Here is a 15,351-nt window from a genome sequence, read left to right as displayed (position 1 = left end):
CTGGCTCACGCCATCGAGTTGAGGCTTTCGCCGAGCAAGGTCCGCTCGATACCGCCGAGCATCATGCTTTCCATCAGCGCCAGGCCTTGGGCCTGGGGCAGTTGCGAGGCCTGCAGCCAGCCCGGCAGGCTGTTGAGCAGGTTGGCAATGACATGGGCGGTGGCTTGCAGCGCTTCGCCGCGCAGGGTGGCCTTGGGCACGATCAGGCGCAGCAGGGCGGTTTCGTACTGCTGGCGCAGCTGGCCGATACGTGCTTGCTGGTCCGGACTCAGGCAACACTGGTCACGCTCGGCCAGGCGAAACTGCAACGGGCGTTCGGCATGCAACGCCCAGTGCGCGGCAATCACCTGGACCAGGGTCTGCGGGTGGCCCCGCCGGCCCTGGTTGAGGCAGGCCAGCAGTTCCTCGTACAGCTCCTCGATCAAGTCGTACAACAGGTCCTGCTTGCTCGGGAAGTGGTGATACAACGACCCCGCCGTCAGGCCCAGGTGGCTGGCCAGCTCGCGCATGCTGACCTGGCCGAAACCCTTCTCGGCGAAAAGCGCCAGGGCCTTGTCACGCCGCTCTTCGAAGTTTCCACAGCGCATAACGGCGTTCATCGGCAATGCCCCTCAGTAGGTGAAGAAGCCGCGCCCGCTCTTGCGTCCCAGGTAGCCGGCGGCGACCATTTCCTTGAGCAGGGGGGCAGGGCGGTACTTGCTGTCGTTGTAGCCGTCGTGGAAGGCCTCCATGATCGCCAGCAGGGTGTCCAGGCCGATCAGGTCGGCCAGGGCCAGCGGGCCGATCGGCTGGTTGCAGCCCAGGCGCATGCCGGTGTCGATGTCTTCGGCACTGGCCAGGCCTTCCTGGAAGACGAAGATCGCTTCGTTGATCATCGGCACCAGGATGCGGTTGACCACGAAGCCTGGGCGGTTGCCGGCGCTGATCGGGGTCTTGCCGACCTGTTGGGTCAGCGCCAGGGCCGCGGCATAAGTGGCGTCGCTGGTCTGCAGGCCACGAATGATCTCGACCAGGGCCATCATCGGCACCGGATTGAAGAAATGCACGCCGATAAAGCGCTCGGGCTGGCTGACCGCCGCGCCCAGCTGGGTGATCGACAGCGACGAGGTGTTGGTGGCAATCACGCAGTCGCTGCTGACGCTGGCGGCGATCTGCTGAAGGATGCGCTGCTTGAGCTCGAGGTTCTCGGTCGCCGCTTCGATCACCAGCTGCGCTTGCGAAAGCTGGGCGTAGTCGGTGCTGGTGCGGATGCGTGCCACGGCAGCCTGGGCGTCTTCGGCCGCCAGGGTTTGCTTGCTGACCTGACGCTCGAGGTTCTTGCGCAAGGTGGCCAGGCCACGCTCCAGCGCCGCGTCGGACACATCGATCAAGGTGACCTGGTATCCGGCTACCGCACACACCTGGGCAATACCGTTGCCCATGGTGCCGGCGCCGATCACGGCAATCTGTTGAATAGTCACTTCACTGGCTCCTTGATTCACACGCGTTCGAAGACGACAGCAATACCCTGACCGCCGCCGATGCACATGGTGGCCAGGGCGTAGCGGCCTTCGATGCGCTGCAGTTCGTGGATCGCCTTGGTGGCGATGATCGCGCCAGTGGCGCCAACCGGATGGCCCAGGGAAATGCCCGAACCGTTGGGGTTGACCTTCTCGGGGTCGAAGCCCAGCTCACCGGCCACGGCGCAGGCCTGGGCAGCGAAGGCTTCGTTGGACTCGATGACGTCCAGGTCGGCAACGCTCAGGCCGGCCTTTTCCAGCGCCTTGCGAGTGGCAGGTACCGGGCCCAGGCCCATCAGTTCGGGTTCCACGCCGGCATGGGCGTAGGTCACCAGGCGGGCCAGCGGACGCAGGCCATGACGCTTGACGTAGTCACCGGTGGCCAGCACCAGGGCGCCAGCGCCATCGTTCAGGCCGCTGGCGTTGCCGGCGGTGACGGTGCCGTCCTTCTTGAAGGCAGGCTTCATCCCGGCCAGTTGTTCGGCAGTGACCTGGCCACGTACGTGCTCGTCGACGTCAAAACGCACGGTGCCTTTGCGGCCCGGCACCTCGATCGGCACGATCTGGCTGGCGAAGCGACCTTCGGCGATGGCGCGGGCGGCGCGCTGCTGGCTGACCAGGGCCACCTCATCCTGCATTTCGCGGGTGATGCCATTGCGCTCGGCAACGTTCTCGGCGGTGATGCCCATGTGGAAGTTGCCGAACGGATCGTGCAGGATGCCGAGCATGTAGTCGACGCCCTGAATGTTGCCCATGCGTGCACCCCAACGGGCTTGCGGCAGCAGGTAAGGGCCGCGGCTCATGGATTCGGCACCGGCGGCTACCACGACTTCGGCCTCACCCAACAGCAGGCTCTGGGCGGCGGAGACAATCGCCTGCAGGCCCGAACCGCACAGGCGGTTGACGTTGAAGGCCGGGGTTTCCTTGGGAATGCCGGCATTCATCGCGGCCACGCGGGCCAGGTACGCATCGCGGGTTTCAGTCGGGATCACGTTGCCCATCACCACGTGGCCGATGTGCTCGGGCGCAACGCCTGCGCGTTCGATGGCGGCGCGGGTCACGGTGCTGGCCAGGTCGGCCAGGGGCAGGTCCTTGAGGCTGCCGCCGAAACTGCCGATGGCCGAGCGGACGGCGCTGACTACGTAGATTTCCGGGGTATTCATGAAAGACTCCAATAGGCGAAAGCATGGCGGGACAGTGGCCGGCTCTGCCAGAATGCACACCGCGCCAGGTTCAGGTTGTCATCGAGTCTAGGCAAAGCCTGCTGCCGGGCCTATGCCAAAACTGCCCACTGCCCCTGGTATTTTTTGCCACACCCTGCGGAATCGGTAATGCGGGAAAACGATACAGTCGCGGTCTACTTCGTCCATACCATGCTGCACGCCCTGCGTGACCGGCCAGAGCGGGCGCAGGCTTTGCTGCGCGAAGCCGGTATCGATGAGGGTGTGCTCGACACGCCGGGCGCACGGGTGCCGGCCTCGGCCTTCGCCCGGCTCTGGTTGCTGTTGATCCAGTCCCTGGGCGACGAATTCTTCAAGCTGGACAGCCATGGCATGCCGCTGGGCAGTTTTGCCCTGATTTGCCGTGGCCTGATCCAGGAGCCGACGCTGGAGAAGGCCTTGCGCCAGTGCCTGGGCAGTTTCGCTCTGTTCTTGCGTGACCTGCGGGCCACCCTGACGGTCAAGGGGCCGCGGGCGCTGATCAGCCTGCAGTCGCGCATCGACGACCCGCTGACCCGGGTCTATGCCGAGGAAACCTTCCTGGCCCTGGTCATCAGCCTGTTGTGCTGGCTGGGTGGGCAACGCATTGTCATTGACCGCATGACGCTGGCCGACCCACGCCCGGTACAGGAGGGCGACCCTTTGCTGTGGGGGCCCAACCTGCAATTGGGCGCGGGCGTGACCGAACTCGAATTCGCCGCCGACTACCTGCGCCTGCCGGTGGTCCAGGACTTGGCCGGCCTCAAGACCTTCCTGCGCAGCGCGCCGCAGTGGCTGGTGATCCGCTACCGCAACCAGAGCGGCCTGGTGGCCAGGGTCTATCGCTACTTGCGTGAGCGTGAGCCGGGCCAGTGGCCCACCCTGCAGGCCATGGCCCAGTGCCAGGGGCTTGGCCCCAGCAGTTTTCGCCGGCAACTGGAGCGCGAAGGGCGTGCCTACCAGCAGATCAAGGATGAAGTGCGCAGGGCGACTGCCTTCGAGTGCCTGCGCGCAACCGACATGAGCATCGCCGAGGTGGCCGAACGCACCGGGTTCCAGGAACCCAGTGCGTTTCATCGGGCGTTCAAGAAGTGGACCGGCGAGAGCCCGGGCAGCTACCGGCAGCGTATGCTTGCCTTGCGTCGGGCGTGACACTCAGTCCTTCAGTTGTGCCGCTAGCCGCTTGACTCTGTTCAGGTCGCCGCCTGCGGCCTTGCACACGCGCTTGCCGTACTCGGCATCGGCCTTGTACAGGAATGAAAGAATGATGTGCTTGCTCTCGTCGTCGCTACCGGCCAGCGACTGGCCGAAGCTGTTGACCAGATCCCGGCGATTCTTGGTGTCATAGCTGCGGTAGAGCTCACCGGCCTGCTTGAAGTTTTGCGTGCGCATGATGGCTTGCTGTTGCGTGGTACCACTCAAGGGCAACCGGCTATAGCGCGCCGACTCGGTGGCCGGGCGCGGTTGCGTGCGGCTCGGTTCGTAATTGATGCTGCCGACCGTGTGTGCCGCATTGAGCGCGCCGTCCTGGTTGCCATTGTTCACGCTGACCTTGGGCCGGTTGACCGGCAGGCTCATGGCATTGGCACCGACGCGATACATCTGGGTGTCGGCGTAGGAAAATAGCCTGCCTTGCAGCAAGCGATCTTCGGATGGCTCGATACCGGGTACCAGGTTCGATGGCGCCAGGGTGACCTGTTCGGTTTCCTGGTAGAAGTTGTCGACATTGCGGTTAAGGACCATCTGGCCGACCTTGCGCTCCGGCACATCGGGCCAGACCTTGGTCGGGTCGAGCGGGTCATAGTCCAGGGCTGCCATCTGCCCTGGCTTGAGCGTCTGTATGTACAAATCCCACTTCGGGTATTCACCACGGTCGATCGCGCCGACCAGGTCGTTGGTCATGTGGCTGAAATCCAGGCCCTGGATCTTTGCGGCCTCGTCGGGGTCGAGGTTTTTCTGCCCCTGCAGCGTCTTCCAGCGGAATTTCACATAGCTGGTTTCACCCTTGGCATTGACGAACTTGTAGGCGTGGACGCTGTTGCCGTCCATGTGTCGGTAGCTTTGTGGCGTGCCTTCGTTGGAATACAGCAGGGTCAGGGTGCGGGTTGCCTCGGGCAGGTGCGAGAAGAAGTCGAAGCGCCTGGCATCGTTGCCCAGGTTGGTCCGCGGGTCGGGCTTCATGGCGTGGACCATGTCCGGGAACTTGATCGCATCACGAATGAAGAAAGTCGGGAAATTGTTGCCGACCAGGTCCCAGTTGCCATCGGCCGTGTAGAACTTGGTGGCGAATCCGCGCGGATCACGCAAGGTTTCTGGCGAATGGGTTCCATGCACGACGGATGAAAAGCGTACGAACACGGGCGTTTTCTGACCCGGGGTGAATACCTTGGCCATGGTCAGTTCGGAAATATCGGTGCTGGCAATGAATTCGCCATGGGCCCCGGTACCGCGAGCGTGTACCACGCGCTCCGGTATTCGCTCGCGGTCGAAACGTTGCAGCTTCTGGATCAGTTGCACGTCCTGCAACAGGGTAGGGCCGTTGCTGCCGGCTGTCTGCGAGTGCTGGTTTTCCCCGACCGGCGAGCCGTTGTCGCGGGTCAGCGGGTTGGCGTTGACGCTGGTGGTCAGGATCGCCGCAGCGAGCAAGCCCAAGGTGTAGCCTGAAAAGGTCCTGGTTTTCATAGGTCTGAGCGCAGCTCCCTGTCGATTGGTGTTGGCCAATCGATGCTAGGTCGCGCCAGACAGCTGTCCTATCGGTGAAGTCATCAATGCTTGTAGGGTAATCGGAGAAGCGCAGTGTTTTTATGGGGTATGTTGCGTCATCCCGGTGCCAGCCGCATGACACGGCTGGCGGTCGGGCCGGGTTCAGCGCAGGGTGTTCAGCAGATCCTGCAGGTAGTCCTTCCCAGGTTGGTCCAGGGCAAACACGGGTAGGCGAGGCGCTCCGACCGGCAGGCCGGTGATGGCCAGGCCCGCCTTGATGGTGGCGGGCAGGCCGCCCTTGAGGATGAACTCCAGCAGCGGCAACTGGCGGTAGAACACTGCCCTGGCAGTGGCCAGGTCGTTGGCTTGCACCGCCTTGTACAACTGCAGGTTTTGTGCCGGGATCAGGTTCGGCGCAGCCGTGCACCAACCGCTGGCGCCTGCTACGAAGGCTTCAAGGGCCAGTGGATTGCAGCCATTGTAGAAGGGCACCTGACCCTCGCCGAGCAGATGCAGCTTGTGCATGCGCTGGATGTCGCCGGTGCTCTCCTTGACCATGGTCACATTCTCGACCTCGCGCACGATGCGCAGGATCAGCTCCACCGACAGGTCGGTGCCGCTGGTGGCCGGGTTGTTGTAGAGCATGATCGGCAGATCGATGGCGGAGCCAATGGCCCGGTAGTGCTGGATGATCTCGGCTTCACTGAGCTTCCAGTAGGCGGCCGGCAGGACCATCACTGCGTCGGCGCCATGGGCCTGGGCGAAGCGGGCGCGGCGAATGGCCCCGGCGGTGGTCAGGTCGGAGACGCTGACAATGGTCGGCACCCGGCCGGCGACATGCGCCAGGCTGAACTCGGCGACCTGTTGCCACTCCAGGTCGCTCAGGTAGGCGCCTTCGCCGGTGCTGCCCAGTGGCGCGATAGCGTGGACACCGCCCGCGATCAAACGGTCGATGGACTGGCCCAGGGCGGGCAGGTCGAGTTGCTCGCCGTCATGGCTGAACGGGGTGATGGTGTAGCCGATGATGCCGTGGAATGTCGTGGTCATGAAAGATGCTCCGCAAGTAAGGCAAATGGGGCCGGGAATCAGTTCAGGCAGTCGGCGTGCACCCGCAGGCACTGTCGCGCATAGTAGTTGAAGGCGGCGCTGTGGCGTTTGGGCCGTGATATCCAGTCGTGGGCTTCGCGGCCAAGCGCCGGTTCAATCGGTTTGATGTCGCCTGCGGCCATGGCCAGCAACTGCAATCTGGCGGCGCGCTCGATCAGTTGGGCGATGACACAAGCCTCCTCGATGCTGGCGCCGGTCGACAACTGGCCGTGGTGTGAAAGCAGGATGGCGCGTTTGTCGCCCAGCGCTGCGCTGATGATCTCGCCTTCTTCATTGCCCACCGGCACGCCGGGCCAGGCTTGGAGGAACGCGCAGTCTTCGTAGAGCGGGCACAGGTCCATGTGCGAGACCTGCAGCGGCACTTCGAGCATCGACAGGGCGGCGACGTGGGTCGGGTGGGTGTGGATGATGCAATTCACGTCCGGGCGCGCCCGGTACACCCAGCTGTGGAAACGGTTGGCCGGGTTGGGCATGCCCTGGCCTTCGAGCACGTCCAGGTCTTCGTTGACCAGCAGCAGGTTGCTGGCGGTGATTTCATCGAAACCCAGGCCCAGTTGCTGGGTGTAGAAGGTGCCAGGTTGGGGGCCACGGGCGCTGATTTGCCCGGCCAGGCCCGAGTCGTGGCCGTTATCGAAGAGAATTCGACAGGTCAGGGCCAGCTTTTCGCGTACAGTCCACGTATTATCGGCAAGCGAGCCTTGCATCTGTGTAAGGGCCTGCTTGACCAGCTGGTCCTTGGGCAATGCCATAGTCTTGGCCATGGGGATATCCTCGGTGGTGTTCAGACGTGTCACGGCTGGCCCGCCCCGGCTACTTGGAAGGTGGAGGGGCGGTCAGCGAGATGACACGGATAAGGCTAAATGACACAATGTGTCATTGGCAAGTAAAAACCTGCCCGTGACACTGGGAAATTTGCGTCGCATGTCTATCCGATTGAAATTGTTAAGAAAAAAACTGGGTATTACCCTGGAAGCGCTGGCCGAAATGTCCGGCATGACCAAGAGCTACCTGTCCAAGGTCGAGCGTGGCTTGAACACGCCGTCCATTGCGGCCGCCCTGAAGCTGGCACGGGCGCTGAATGTCAACGTCGAAGAACTGTTCGCCGAAGACCTGCCCGGCCAGGCCCGCTACAGCCTGGTGCGCAGCGGCGAGCGCCAGGCGCTGGCGAGCAGTACCCAGGGCCAGGGGTATTCGGTGTTGGCCAAGCACATCGGCAGTCGCAGCCTGTTGCCGTTCATCATCAGCCCGCCCGCCGACTTCAGCGACTCGACGTTCAAGGAACACCTGGGCGAGGAGTTCCTGTTCGTCCACGAAGGGCAGGTGGAAGTGGACTTCATGAACGAGCGGGTGATTCTCGAGCGCGGCGACGCCCTGTATTTCAATGCCCAGACGCCCCACAGGCTGCGGTCGCTGGGCGAGGTGCAGGCGCAGTTGCTGGTGGTGGTGCATGATGCCGAGGGCTAATGGAGATGAGTACGCACTCGCGATTCTGGCGTGATCCGGCGCTGCCCTTCATCGAGGCGCGCAGCGTTGATGACGGGCGCAAGGTCCGCTATGCGCCGCACTCGCACCAGAGCTTTTCCATCGGGGCGATTACGGCAGGGCGCAGCACCTATGTGAGCGGCGACAGTCATCAGGAGGTGTCGGCCGGCACGGTGGTGATGATGAATCCCGGCGTAGTGCATACCTGCAATCCCATCGCCGGTGAGCCCTGGTCCTACCTGATGTTGTATGTCGACCTGCACTGGCTGCAGGCCCTGGGTTTCCAGCCACTTCAGGTGCTCAGCAGCCGATTGCCGTCCCTCTACCGGGAACTGTGCGACCTGCACGCCTTGTTGCTCGACGAGCACTGCAGCGCGGCCAGCAAGCACAGCGCGCTGGAGGTTTTTTTCAGCGCGTTGATCCAGCGCTTTGGTACGGGCAAGGCGCGTCGCCCGATGAACAATCAACGGCTGCTGGCCGCTGCCGGCTACATCCGTGAACACTGCACCGAGCCCCTGCGCCTGGAAGACATTAGCGAGGCCGCCGGACTGTCCACCTCGTACCTGATCCGCGCCTTCAAGCAGCACTTCGGCCTGACGCCCCACGGTTACCTGCTCGACCAGCGCGTACAATATGCCCGCGCCCAGTTGCGTCGTGGCCGGTTGATCGCCGAGGTGGCGCTGGAGGCCGGGTTTGCCGACCAGGCCCACCTGCAGCGGGCGTTCAAGCGTCACCTGGCGGCGACGCCCGGCCACTACCGTTCAGGCCAGTAGCAGGTAGAGGGCGCTGGCCACCAGCAGGGCCGCCAGCACGCGATTGAACAGACGCACGCGTGCGGGGTTGTCCAGATAATGGCTGATTACGCTGCCGGCCCAGGCCCAACTGGCAATGGACAGGTAGCAGATGACGAAATAGATCCCGGTGAACTGCCAGAGCAGGGCGGTCTGGCCTTCGCCCACGTATGCCCCGATCCCGGCGACACTGGCCAGCCAGGCCTTGGGGTTGAGCCATTGCAGGGTTGCCCCGGTGAGTAGCGACGGGGGCGGGGTGTGGTTGTCGCGACCCAGTTCACCGCGGTCGCTGGCCAGTTTCCAGGCCATGTACAGCAGGAACGCCACGCCGCCGATATGCAGCACCCGGGTCATGGCTGGCCAGTGGCGCAGCAGTTCGTGCAGGCCCAGGCCGATCAACAGCAACAGCAGGCTGAAGCCGACGGTGGCGCCGGTGACGTGCTTGAGACTGGCGCGCAAGCCGTGGCGTGCGCCGCTGCCCAGGGCGACGATATTGACCGGGCCGGGGGAGATGGAGGCGGCCAGGGCGAAGGCGGCCATTGAAAGGGTCAGACTCATGGGTGTTCGTCCTTAAGATGAGGTTGGACGAGTCTGAAGGTCCGATACATCCAGGTATTGAAGAAAATTACCCTATAGCCGCTGCCGCCTGGCTGCGAAGCGGTCGTAGAGGCATTGCGACTGCTGCACAGTCGATCGCAGGCTTCGCCAGCTCCCACACGGTGTCCGGTTGCTATTACAGAATTTGAAATAGTTTCGCGCTGTGAGAAATCCCTGCTGCAATTGTAGGATCTCCCTCCCTAATTGATCTCAGGTTGATATGACTTCGTTCTCGGAGCCCCCCAGTAGCTGGCCGTCCCGGCCTTTCTCCCGTCCTTGTGACGCCTTCCCTTTGTACCTGCAGATGAGTGCCCGCCCATGGAATGGCTAGCCGACCCCACGGCCTGGCTGGGCCTTGCCACGCTGATTGTGCTGGAACTGGTACTGGGTATCGACAACCTGGTGTTCATCGCCATCCTCGCCGACAAGTTGCCGCCCCATCAGCGTGACCGTGCGCGGGTGATCGGCCTGTCCCTGGCGCTGATCATGCGCCTGGGCTTGCTGGCCAGTATTTCCTGGATGGTGACCCTGACCGCGCCCTTGTTCGAGGTGTTCGACAAGAGCTTCTCCGGCCGTGACCTGATCATGCTGTTCGGTGGTGTGTTCCTGTTGTTCAAGGCCACCATGGAGTTGCACGAGCGCCTTGAGGGGCATGTGGCCCAGACTAACGGCAGCGCCCGTCATGCGGCGTTCTGGCCGATCGTGGCGCAGATCGTGGTGCTTGATGCGGTGTTCTCCCTGGATGCGGTGATCACCGCGGTGGGCATGGTCGAGCAGTTGTCGGTGATGATGATCGCGGTGATCTTCTCCATCGGCATCATGATCGTCGCCAGCAAGCCGCTGACACGCTTCGTCAACAACCACCCGACAGTGATCATGCTGTGCCTGGGCTTTTTGATGATGATCGGTTTCAGCCTGACCGCCGAAGGCCTGGGGTTCCATATTCCCAAGGGCTACCTGTACGCGGCCATTGGCTTCTCGATCCTGATCGAGGTGTTCAACCAGCTGGCCCGGGCCCGACGCAAGCGCAGCCTGCAGCAGCACCGGCCCTTGCGTGAGCGCACTGCCCATGCGGTGTTGCGCCTGCTGGGCGGGCGCCGCATCGAGGCCGATGAGGTGGGCGAGGAGATTGCCGACCTGGTCGAGGGCGGTGAAGAGCAAGTGCTGTTCGACCGCCGCGAGCGGGTGATGATCAGCGGCGTACTGAACCTGGCCGAGCGGCCGATCAAAACGCTGATGACGGTGCGGGCCCAGGTCGATGCGATCGACCTGACCCAGTCACCTGAGGCGATCCGTACGGCGTTGATGCATTCGTCCTACTCACGCTTGCCGTTGATCCGCAACGGTCGCATCGAGGAACCGCTGGGCTTCGTGCACAAGAAGGAGTTGCTCAAGGAGCTGCTGGCCGGCAACCAGCCGGACCTGGAAAGCCTGGCGCGTGCGCCACTGAACCTGCTGGAGAGTTTCAGCATCCTCAACGCCCTGGAGCAGATGCGTAACCAGTCGACCCACATTGCATTTGTGGTCAATGAATTCGGTGATTTCACCGGCGTCCTGACCATGACCGACATCCTCGAGTCCATCGCCGGTGAGTTGCCTGATGCCAGCGAGGTCGAAGGGCCGGGGATTATCGAGGACGAACAGGGCTTTGTGGTCAGCGGTGCCCTGAACCTCAGCCAGATCCAGGCGCGCACCGGTTTTGCCGCCAGGCCCACCGAGGACTACCAGACCCTCGCGGGCCTGGTGATGAGCCTGCTCGATCGCTTGCCGGTGGTCGGCGACAGCCTGCACTGGAATGGCTGGCAGATGACCGTGGTCGCCGTGGAAGAGCGCCGGGTCCGAGAGGTGCGCCTTACGCCGAACGCCGCTGCTGGCGAAGCAGGTGCCTGACGCCTTCGAGGATCAGCACCAGCACGGCCAGCCAGATGGGCAGGTAGGTCAGCCACTGGTCGGGACCGATGGTCTCGCCCAGTAGCAGGGCCACGCCGACCAGCAGTACCGGCTCGACATAGCTGAGCAGGCCGAACAGGCTGAACGCCAGCAAGCGGCTGGCCATCACGTAGCAGATCAGCGCCAGGGCACTGATCGCGCCCAGGAGCGGAATCAGGCCATACAGGGCCGGGTGCTCGGCCAGGTCCCGGGCACTCAGCGGCCCCTGGATGACAAAGTACAGCGCCGTCGGCAACAGCAGGCACATGTCGGCCCACAGGCCGCCCAGGTGGTCGGTGCGACATTTGCGTCGGAGGATGAAGTACAGCGGGTAGCCGACGGCCACCAGCAGGGTTTCCCAGGCAAAACTGCCGTGCTGGTACAGCTCATGGCCAACCCCGGTAGCGGCACAGGCCACGGCGACTGTCTGCAGGCGCGACAGGCGCTCGCCATAGACCAGGCGTCCGGTCAGGACCATGGTCAGCGGCAGCAGGAAATAGCCCAGCGACACTTCCAGGCTGCGCCCGTGCAGCGGCGCCCAGAGAAACAGCCAGAGTTGCACGCCCATCAGTGACGAGGTGCCGAACTGTCCCAGCAACAGGAGCGGCTTGTGGCGCATCCGTGCCAGCAGGCCGGTGACCAGTGGCCAGTCCTTGCTCACCAGCATGAACAGGGTCAGGCAGGGCAGGGTCAGCAGGGTACGCCAGCCGAACACCTCTTCGCCGTCCAGCGGGGACAGCAGGGACGTATAGAAATACATCACGGCGAACAAGCAGGACGCCATGACCGATGAAACAATACCTTTGGACACGAGGGCCTCGGTTGTGACTTGGGTGGGAGCAACAGTGACTATGTGGGCTGCGCCAGCGTGGGTACCAGTGCCTTTGTTTCCAGGGCCTGGATGAATGCGTGCGCCGACATTGGCCGGGCGAACAGGTAGCCTTGCTGGAAGTCGACGTTGTGCCGGGCCAGGTAGTCACGTTGTGTCTCGTTCTCCACCCCCTCGGCGACGATCCCCAGCCCCAGTTTGCTGGAAAGCTCGATGATGCTGTCGAGAATATGCAGCGACAACGCATCGACGCCGATCATGGCGACGAAGCTCTGGTCGATCTTCAGGTAGTCGATCTGGAACTGGCGCAGGTAGGCCAGGCTCGACTGGCCGGTGCCGAAGTCGTCCAGGGCGATCATTACGCCCAGTTCATGCAGCTTGCTGAACAAGGCCTGGGTGACGGCGCTGGGGGTGATCAACTTACGCTCGGTCAGCTCCAGGGTCAGCCGCACCCGGTCCTTGGGGAAGGCACTGAGAAAAGCCTGGCAATCCTCGAGCAAGGTCATGTCCTGGCAATGGTCGGCGGTGATGTTGACACCGATATGGAAGCCGTCTGCCAGCGCGTCGGCATGGGGTGCCAGCCATTGCGCCGTACGCTCCATCAGTTGGCGGGTCATGGGCACGATCTGGCCGCTGTGCTCGGCATAGGGGATGAACAGGTCGGGCCGCACCAGGCCTTCACGGGGATGCTGCCAGCGCATCAGCACCTCGACACCGGCCCAGCGGTAGTCGCCGCGGCGCACCACCGGCTGGAAATAGGGCACGAACTCGTTGGCTTCCATGGCCCGCTGCAACTCGGCCCGTGGCGAGCTGGCCCGGCGCAGTTGCCAGAAACAGGTCACGCCGGCCATGGCACCGATGATGACCAGCAGGCCGAACAGCGCTGGGTACTCGCTGCGCATCAACTGGCCCACCTTGCCCTGGCCGTAGCCGCCATGGATCGCGAAGGGGTAGCGCGTCGAAGCGAGCCTGGCCGGCGCCACCTCGGCCTGCGGCACAGGGCCGGCGCGGACCTGACCGTCGCGGTTCATCCAGTGCCGGCCGACTTGCAGCACCAGGCGGCTATCGCCTCCCAGCCACTGCAAGGCACTGGTCAGGTGCTCGCCATCGACCGTGCTGATGGCGCCGTGTTCGCCATCGCTGACCCGGTAGACCAGCAGCGGATGCCCCGGGGTGACCGAGTTGCCGTTCATCAGCCAGAGCGTGCCCTGGGTATAGTCACTGGCATTGACCGGCTCGCTGTAGGGGCCGAACAGTGAGCTGCAGTACAGCTCGCCACGATACTCGAGGTTGGTGGAGCGGACGAAGGCACGCCGGGCCACCTGGTCGCGCAGTGCCAGTTTCTCCGCGCTGCAGGGCTGACCGGCCAGCGGCAGTAACTCCCGGGCGGCGGCGGAGATGTTGTCGAGGATGCGCTCGACCTGAATGACCATCTGACGTGCGTTCGCCACGCTGCGGCTTTGCAGCTCCCGCTCGGCCTGCCAGTACATGATCAACATGCCGCCGGCGATGGGCAGCAGGCCCACCAGCCAGGGCAGCAAGGTGCGCCAGAGGCGGCGAGGGCGGCGTTGTACCGAAAGGGGCATGGGGTCTAACCTGAAAAGAGCAATCTGTGCACAGGATAGCCGTTCGTCGGCCAGCCGCCGGAACTTAAAGTGCGACAAATCGGATTACGCACTGTAGAATCACCTTACGCATACAATAATAAGGTTCCTCGCGCCTGAGGAATCAACCCGCCGAGAATGGGTCCATATGAAGTGTCATGGGTTCAAGCTGATCTATGGTGACTACCTCGCACGCAGTGTGAGGGGCATCTCCTGCGCGCCGCCATCTTCGCTCGACATCGATAGCAAGTGATCACCGTTATTAGCGCTTTGATGATGAGGTAAGGAACATGGCTGACATTTTTGAAAACCCGATGGGTCTGATGGGCTTCGAGTTCATCGAGTTCGCATCGCCGACTCCCGGCACCCTTGAGCCGATCTTCCAGATCATGGGCTTCACCAAGGTGGCGACCCACCGCTCCAAGGACGTGCACCTGTACCGCCAGGGCGGTATCAACCTGATCCTGAACAACGAGCCGAAAAGCATCGCCTCGTACTTTGCCGCCGAACATGGTCCTTCGGTCTGCGGCATGGCTTTCCGCGTCCGCAACGCCCATGAAGCCTATGCCCGCGCACTGGAACTCGGTGCCCAGCCGGTGGAGATCGAAACCGGCCCGATGGAGCTGCGTCTGCCGGCGATCAAGGGTATCGGCGGCGCGCCGCTCTACCTGATCGACCGCTTTGAAGAAGGCAGCTCGATCTATGACATCGACTTCAACTTCATCGAAGGCGTCGACCGCAACCCGGTCGGTGCAGGCCTGAAGATCATCGACCACCTGACCCACAACGTCTACCGTGGCCGCATGGCCTACTGGGCGGCGTTCTACGAGCGGCTGTTCAACTTCCGCGAGATCCGCTACTTCGACATCAAGGGCGAGTACACAGGCCTCACCTCCAAGGCCATGACCGCACCGGATGGCATGATCCGCATCCCGCTGAACGAAGAGTCGTCCAAAGGCGCCGGGCAGATCGAAGAGTTCCTGATGCAGTTCAACGGCGAGGGCATCCAGCACGTGGCCTTCCTCACCGACGATCTGCTCAAGAGCTGGGATGCCTTGAAAAAGCTGGGCATGCGCTTCATGACCGCGCCGCCTGAGACCTATTACGAAATGCTCGAAGGTCGTCTGCCGGGGCATGGCGAGCCGGTTGGCGAGTTGCAGGCCCGTGGCATCCTGCTGGACGGCTCTTCCCAGCCCGAGGACAAGCGCCTGCTGCTGCAGATTTTCTCCGAGACCCTGATGGGCCCGGTGTTCTTCGAGTTCATCCAGCGCAAGGGCGATGATGGCTTCGGTGAGGGCAACTTCAAGGCACTGTTCGAGTCCATCGAGCGTGACCAGGTCCGTCGTGGCGTGTTGAACGTCGAATAACGACGCTGGGCGATAGAAAGGCCATCGGGAGTGATCCCGATGGCCTTTTTTTTTTGGTTCTTCACTGATTGTCGGGGAAGAGGGGCAGGGCTGGGTTGGGTTGGGTTGTGGAGGCTGTAGGCTTATCCATTTGATGCAGTGACGCTGCCGGCCCCTTCCGCCCTTACGGCGGCCTACTTTTTTCTTGGAAAAAGTAGGCAAAACCGCTCGCTCCTGCATCCGGCCCTACGCTGCGCTCCGGGTC

Annotated in this window: 14 protein-coding genes; 5 read left to right on the top strand and 9 right to left on the bottom strand. The window is 63.1% G+C overall.

What is annotated here, in order from left to right; translation table 11 throughout:
• Nucleotides 1-5: 5 nt before the first annotated feature.
• Genes ACIQUS_RS23400 through ACIQUS_RS23390 form a run of 3 tightly spaced genes read right to left on the bottom strand, consistent with a single transcriptional unit; the run spans nucleotide 6 to nucleotide 2,662 of the window.
• Nucleotides 6-599, bottom strand: a complete 594-nt coding sequence (locus tag ACIQUS_RS23400; protein WP_403052194.1) for a TetR/AcrR family transcriptional regulator — start codon at nucleotides 597-599, stop codon at nucleotides 6-8.
• Between the two features lie 12 nt (nucleotides 600-611).
• Nucleotides 612-1,460, bottom strand: a complete 849-nt coding sequence (locus tag ACIQUS_RS23395) for a 3-hydroxybutyryl-CoA dehydrogenase (RefSeq protein ID WP_403052191.1) — start codon at nucleotides 1,458-1,460, stop codon at nucleotides 612-614.
• 17 nt (nucleotides 1,461-1,477) lie between these two features.
• Entirely contained in the window at nucleotides 1,478-2,662 is a 1,185-nt protein-coding gene (locus tag ACIQUS_RS23390) for an acetyl-CoA C-acyltransferase family protein (RefSeq protein WP_403052188.1), read from the bottom strand.
• A gap of 168 nt (nucleotides 2,663-2,830) precedes the next feature.
• Here ACIQUS_RS23390 and ACIQUS_RS23385 point away from each other — a divergent pair, with 168 nt between their 5' ends.
• The gene (locus ACIQUS_RS23385; RefSeq protein WP_403052185.1) at nucleotides 2,831-3,850 is read left to right on the top strand and encodes an AraC family transcriptional regulator ligand-binding domain-containing protein; all 1,020 of its coding nucleotides are present in this window, start codon (nucleotides 2,831-2,833) and stop codon (nucleotides 3,848-3,850) included.
• A gap of 3 nt (nucleotides 3,851-3,853) precedes the next feature.
• Here ACIQUS_RS23385 and ACIQUS_RS23380 read toward each other — a convergent pair whose 3' ends face one another.
• The 3 genes from ACIQUS_RS23380 to ACIQUS_RS23370 form a co-directional block, all read right to left on the bottom strand.
• Nucleotides 3,854-5,380 carry a catalase gene (locus ACIQUS_RS23380; RefSeq protein WP_403052183.1) on the bottom strand — a complete coding sequence of 509 codons (1,527 nt, stop codon included), beginning with the start codon at nucleotides 5,378-5,380 and terminating at the stop codon, nucleotides 3,854-3,856.
• 183 nt (nucleotides 5,381-5,563) lie between these two features.
• Nucleotides 5,564-6,448, bottom strand: a complete 885-nt coding sequence (locus ACIQUS_RS23375; RefSeq protein WP_403052180.1) for a dihydrodipicolinate synthase family protein — start codon at nucleotides 6,446-6,448, stop codon at nucleotides 5,564-5,566.
• A 38-nt stretch (nucleotides 6,449-6,486) separates the two neighbouring features.
• Nucleotides 6,487-7,269 (bottom strand): aldolase, encoded by a 783-nt coding sequence (locus tag ACIQUS_RS23370; RefSeq protein ID WP_403052177.1) that lies wholly within the window; start codon nucleotides 7,267-7,269, stop codon nucleotides 6,487-6,489.
• Between the two features lie 160 nt (nucleotides 7,270-7,429).
• Between ACIQUS_RS23370 and ACIQUS_RS23365 the strand changes: the two genes are divergently transcribed.
• Together ACIQUS_RS23365 and ACIQUS_RS23360 are read left to right on the top strand one after the other, a co-directional pair.
• Nucleotides 7,430-7,972 carry a helix-turn-helix domain-containing protein gene (locus ACIQUS_RS23365; RefSeq protein WP_403052174.1) on the top strand — a complete coding sequence of 181 codons (543 nt, stop codon included), beginning with the start codon at nucleotides 7,430-7,432 and terminating at the stop codon, nucleotides 7,970-7,972.
• A gap of 5 nt (nucleotides 7,973-7,977) precedes the next feature.
• The gene (locus ACIQUS_RS23360) at nucleotides 7,978-8,763 is read left to right on the top strand and encodes a helix-turn-helix domain-containing protein (protein WP_403052171.1); all 786 of its coding nucleotides are present in this window, start codon (nucleotides 7,978-7,980) and stop codon (nucleotides 8,761-8,763) included.
• Here ACIQUS_RS23360 and ACIQUS_RS23355 read toward each other — a convergent pair.
• On the bottom strand, nucleotides 8,752-9,339 hold the full coding sequence (locus ACIQUS_RS23355; protein WP_403052168.1) for a LysE family translocator: 588 nt from the start codon (nucleotides 9,337-9,339) through the stop codon (nucleotides 8,752-8,754). The two genes, ACIQUS_RS23360 and ACIQUS_RS23355, sit on opposite strands and share 12 nt — an antisense overlap.
• Before the next feature lie 357 nt (nucleotides 9,340-9,696).
• On the opposite strand from ACIQUS_RS23355, the gene ACIQUS_RS23350 reads away from it, so the two are divergent.
• Nucleotides 9,697-11,268 (top strand): transporter associated domain-containing protein, encoded by a 1,572-nt coding sequence (locus tag ACIQUS_RS23350; RefSeq protein ID WP_403052165.1) that lies wholly within the window; start codon nucleotides 9,697-9,699, stop codon nucleotides 11,266-11,268.
• Here ACIQUS_RS23350 and rarD read toward each other — a convergent pair.
• Nucleotides 11,231-12,118 (bottom strand): EamA family transporter RarD, encoded by an 888-nt coding sequence (rarD, locus tag ACIQUS_RS23345; RefSeq protein WP_403052162.1) that lies wholly within the window; start codon nucleotides 12,116-12,118, stop codon nucleotides 11,231-11,233. The two genes, ACIQUS_RS23350 and rarD, sit on opposite strands and share 38 nt — an antisense overlap.
• Nucleotides 12,119-12,156: 38 nt before the next feature.
• The gene (locus tag ACIQUS_RS23340) at nucleotides 12,157-13,722 is read right to left on the bottom strand and encodes an EAL domain-containing protein (protein WP_403052159.1); all 1,566 of its coding nucleotides are present in this window, start codon (nucleotides 13,720-13,722) and stop codon (nucleotides 12,157-12,159) included.
• 308 nt (nucleotides 13,723-14,030) lie between these two features.
• Here ACIQUS_RS23340 and hppD point away from each other — a divergent pair, with 308 nt between their 5' ends.
• The gene (gene hppD / locus ACIQUS_RS23335; RefSeq protein ID WP_285863915.1) at nucleotides 14,031-15,107 is read left to right on the top strand and encodes a 4-hydroxyphenylpyruvate dioxygenase; all 1,077 of its coding nucleotides are present in this window, start codon (nucleotides 14,031-14,033) and stop codon (nucleotides 15,105-15,107) included.
• Nucleotides 15,108-15,351 lie beyond the last annotated feature (244 nt).

It is taken from the genome of Pseudomonas sp. NPDC090755 (assembly GCF_044769005.1).
GTDB lineage: Bacteria > Pseudomonadota > Gammaproteobacteria > Pseudomonadales > Pseudomonadaceae > Aquipseudomonas.
The sequence above is the reverse complement of the archived record's forward strand: the minus strand, read 5'-3'. Positions and strand labels throughout refer to the sequence as shown.

Excerpts from the sequence above, each read along its gene's own strand:
- ACIQUS_RS23400 (WP_403052194.1), bottom strand. The coding sequence starts at position 599 with ATGAACGCCGTTATGCGCTGTGGAAACTTCGAAGAGCGGCGTGACAAG.
- ACIQUS_RS23390 (WP_403052188.1), bottom strand. The coding sequence starts at position 2,662 with ATGAATACCCCGGAAATCTACGTAGTCAGCGCCGTCCGCTCGGCCATC.
- ACIQUS_RS23385 (WP_403052185.1), top strand. The coding sequence starts at position 2,831 with ATGCGGGAAAACGATACAGTCGCGGTCTACTTCGTCCATACCATGCTG.
- ACIQUS_RS23380 (WP_403052183.1), bottom strand. The coding sequence starts at position 5,380 with ATGAAAACCAGGACCTTTTCAGGCTACACCTTGGGCTTGCTCGCTGCG.
- ACIQUS_RS23375 (WP_403052180.1), bottom strand. The coding sequence starts at position 6,448 with ATGACCACGACATTCCACGGCATCATCGGCTACACCATCACCCCGTTC.
- ACIQUS_RS23370 (WP_403052177.1), bottom strand. The coding sequence starts at position 7,269 with ATGGCCAAGACTATGGCATTGCCCAAGGACCAGCTGGTCAAGCAGGCC.
- ACIQUS_RS23365 (WP_403052174.1), top strand. The coding sequence starts at position 7,430 with ATGTCTATCCGATTGAAATTGTTAAGAAAAAAACTGGGTATTACCCTG.
- ACIQUS_RS23360 (WP_403052171.1), top strand. The coding sequence starts at position 7,978 with ATGAGTACGCACTCGCGATTCTGGCGTGATCCGGCGCTGCCCTTCATC.
- ACIQUS_RS23355 (WP_403052168.1), bottom strand. The coding sequence starts at position 9,339 with ATGAGTCTGACCCTTTCAATGGCCGCCTTCGCCCTGGCCGCCTCCATC.
- ACIQUS_RS23350 (WP_403052165.1), top strand. The coding sequence starts at position 9,697 with ATGGAATGGCTAGCCGACCCCACGGCCTGGCTGGGCCTTGCCACGCTG.
- ACIQUS_RS23340 (WP_403052159.1), bottom strand. The coding sequence starts at position 13,722 with ATGCCCCTTTCGGTACAACGCCGCCCTCGCCGCCTCTGGCGCACCTTG.
- hppD (WP_285863915.1), top strand. The coding sequence starts at position 14,031 with ATGGCTGACATTTTTGAAAACCCGATGGGTCTGATGGGCTTCGAGTTC.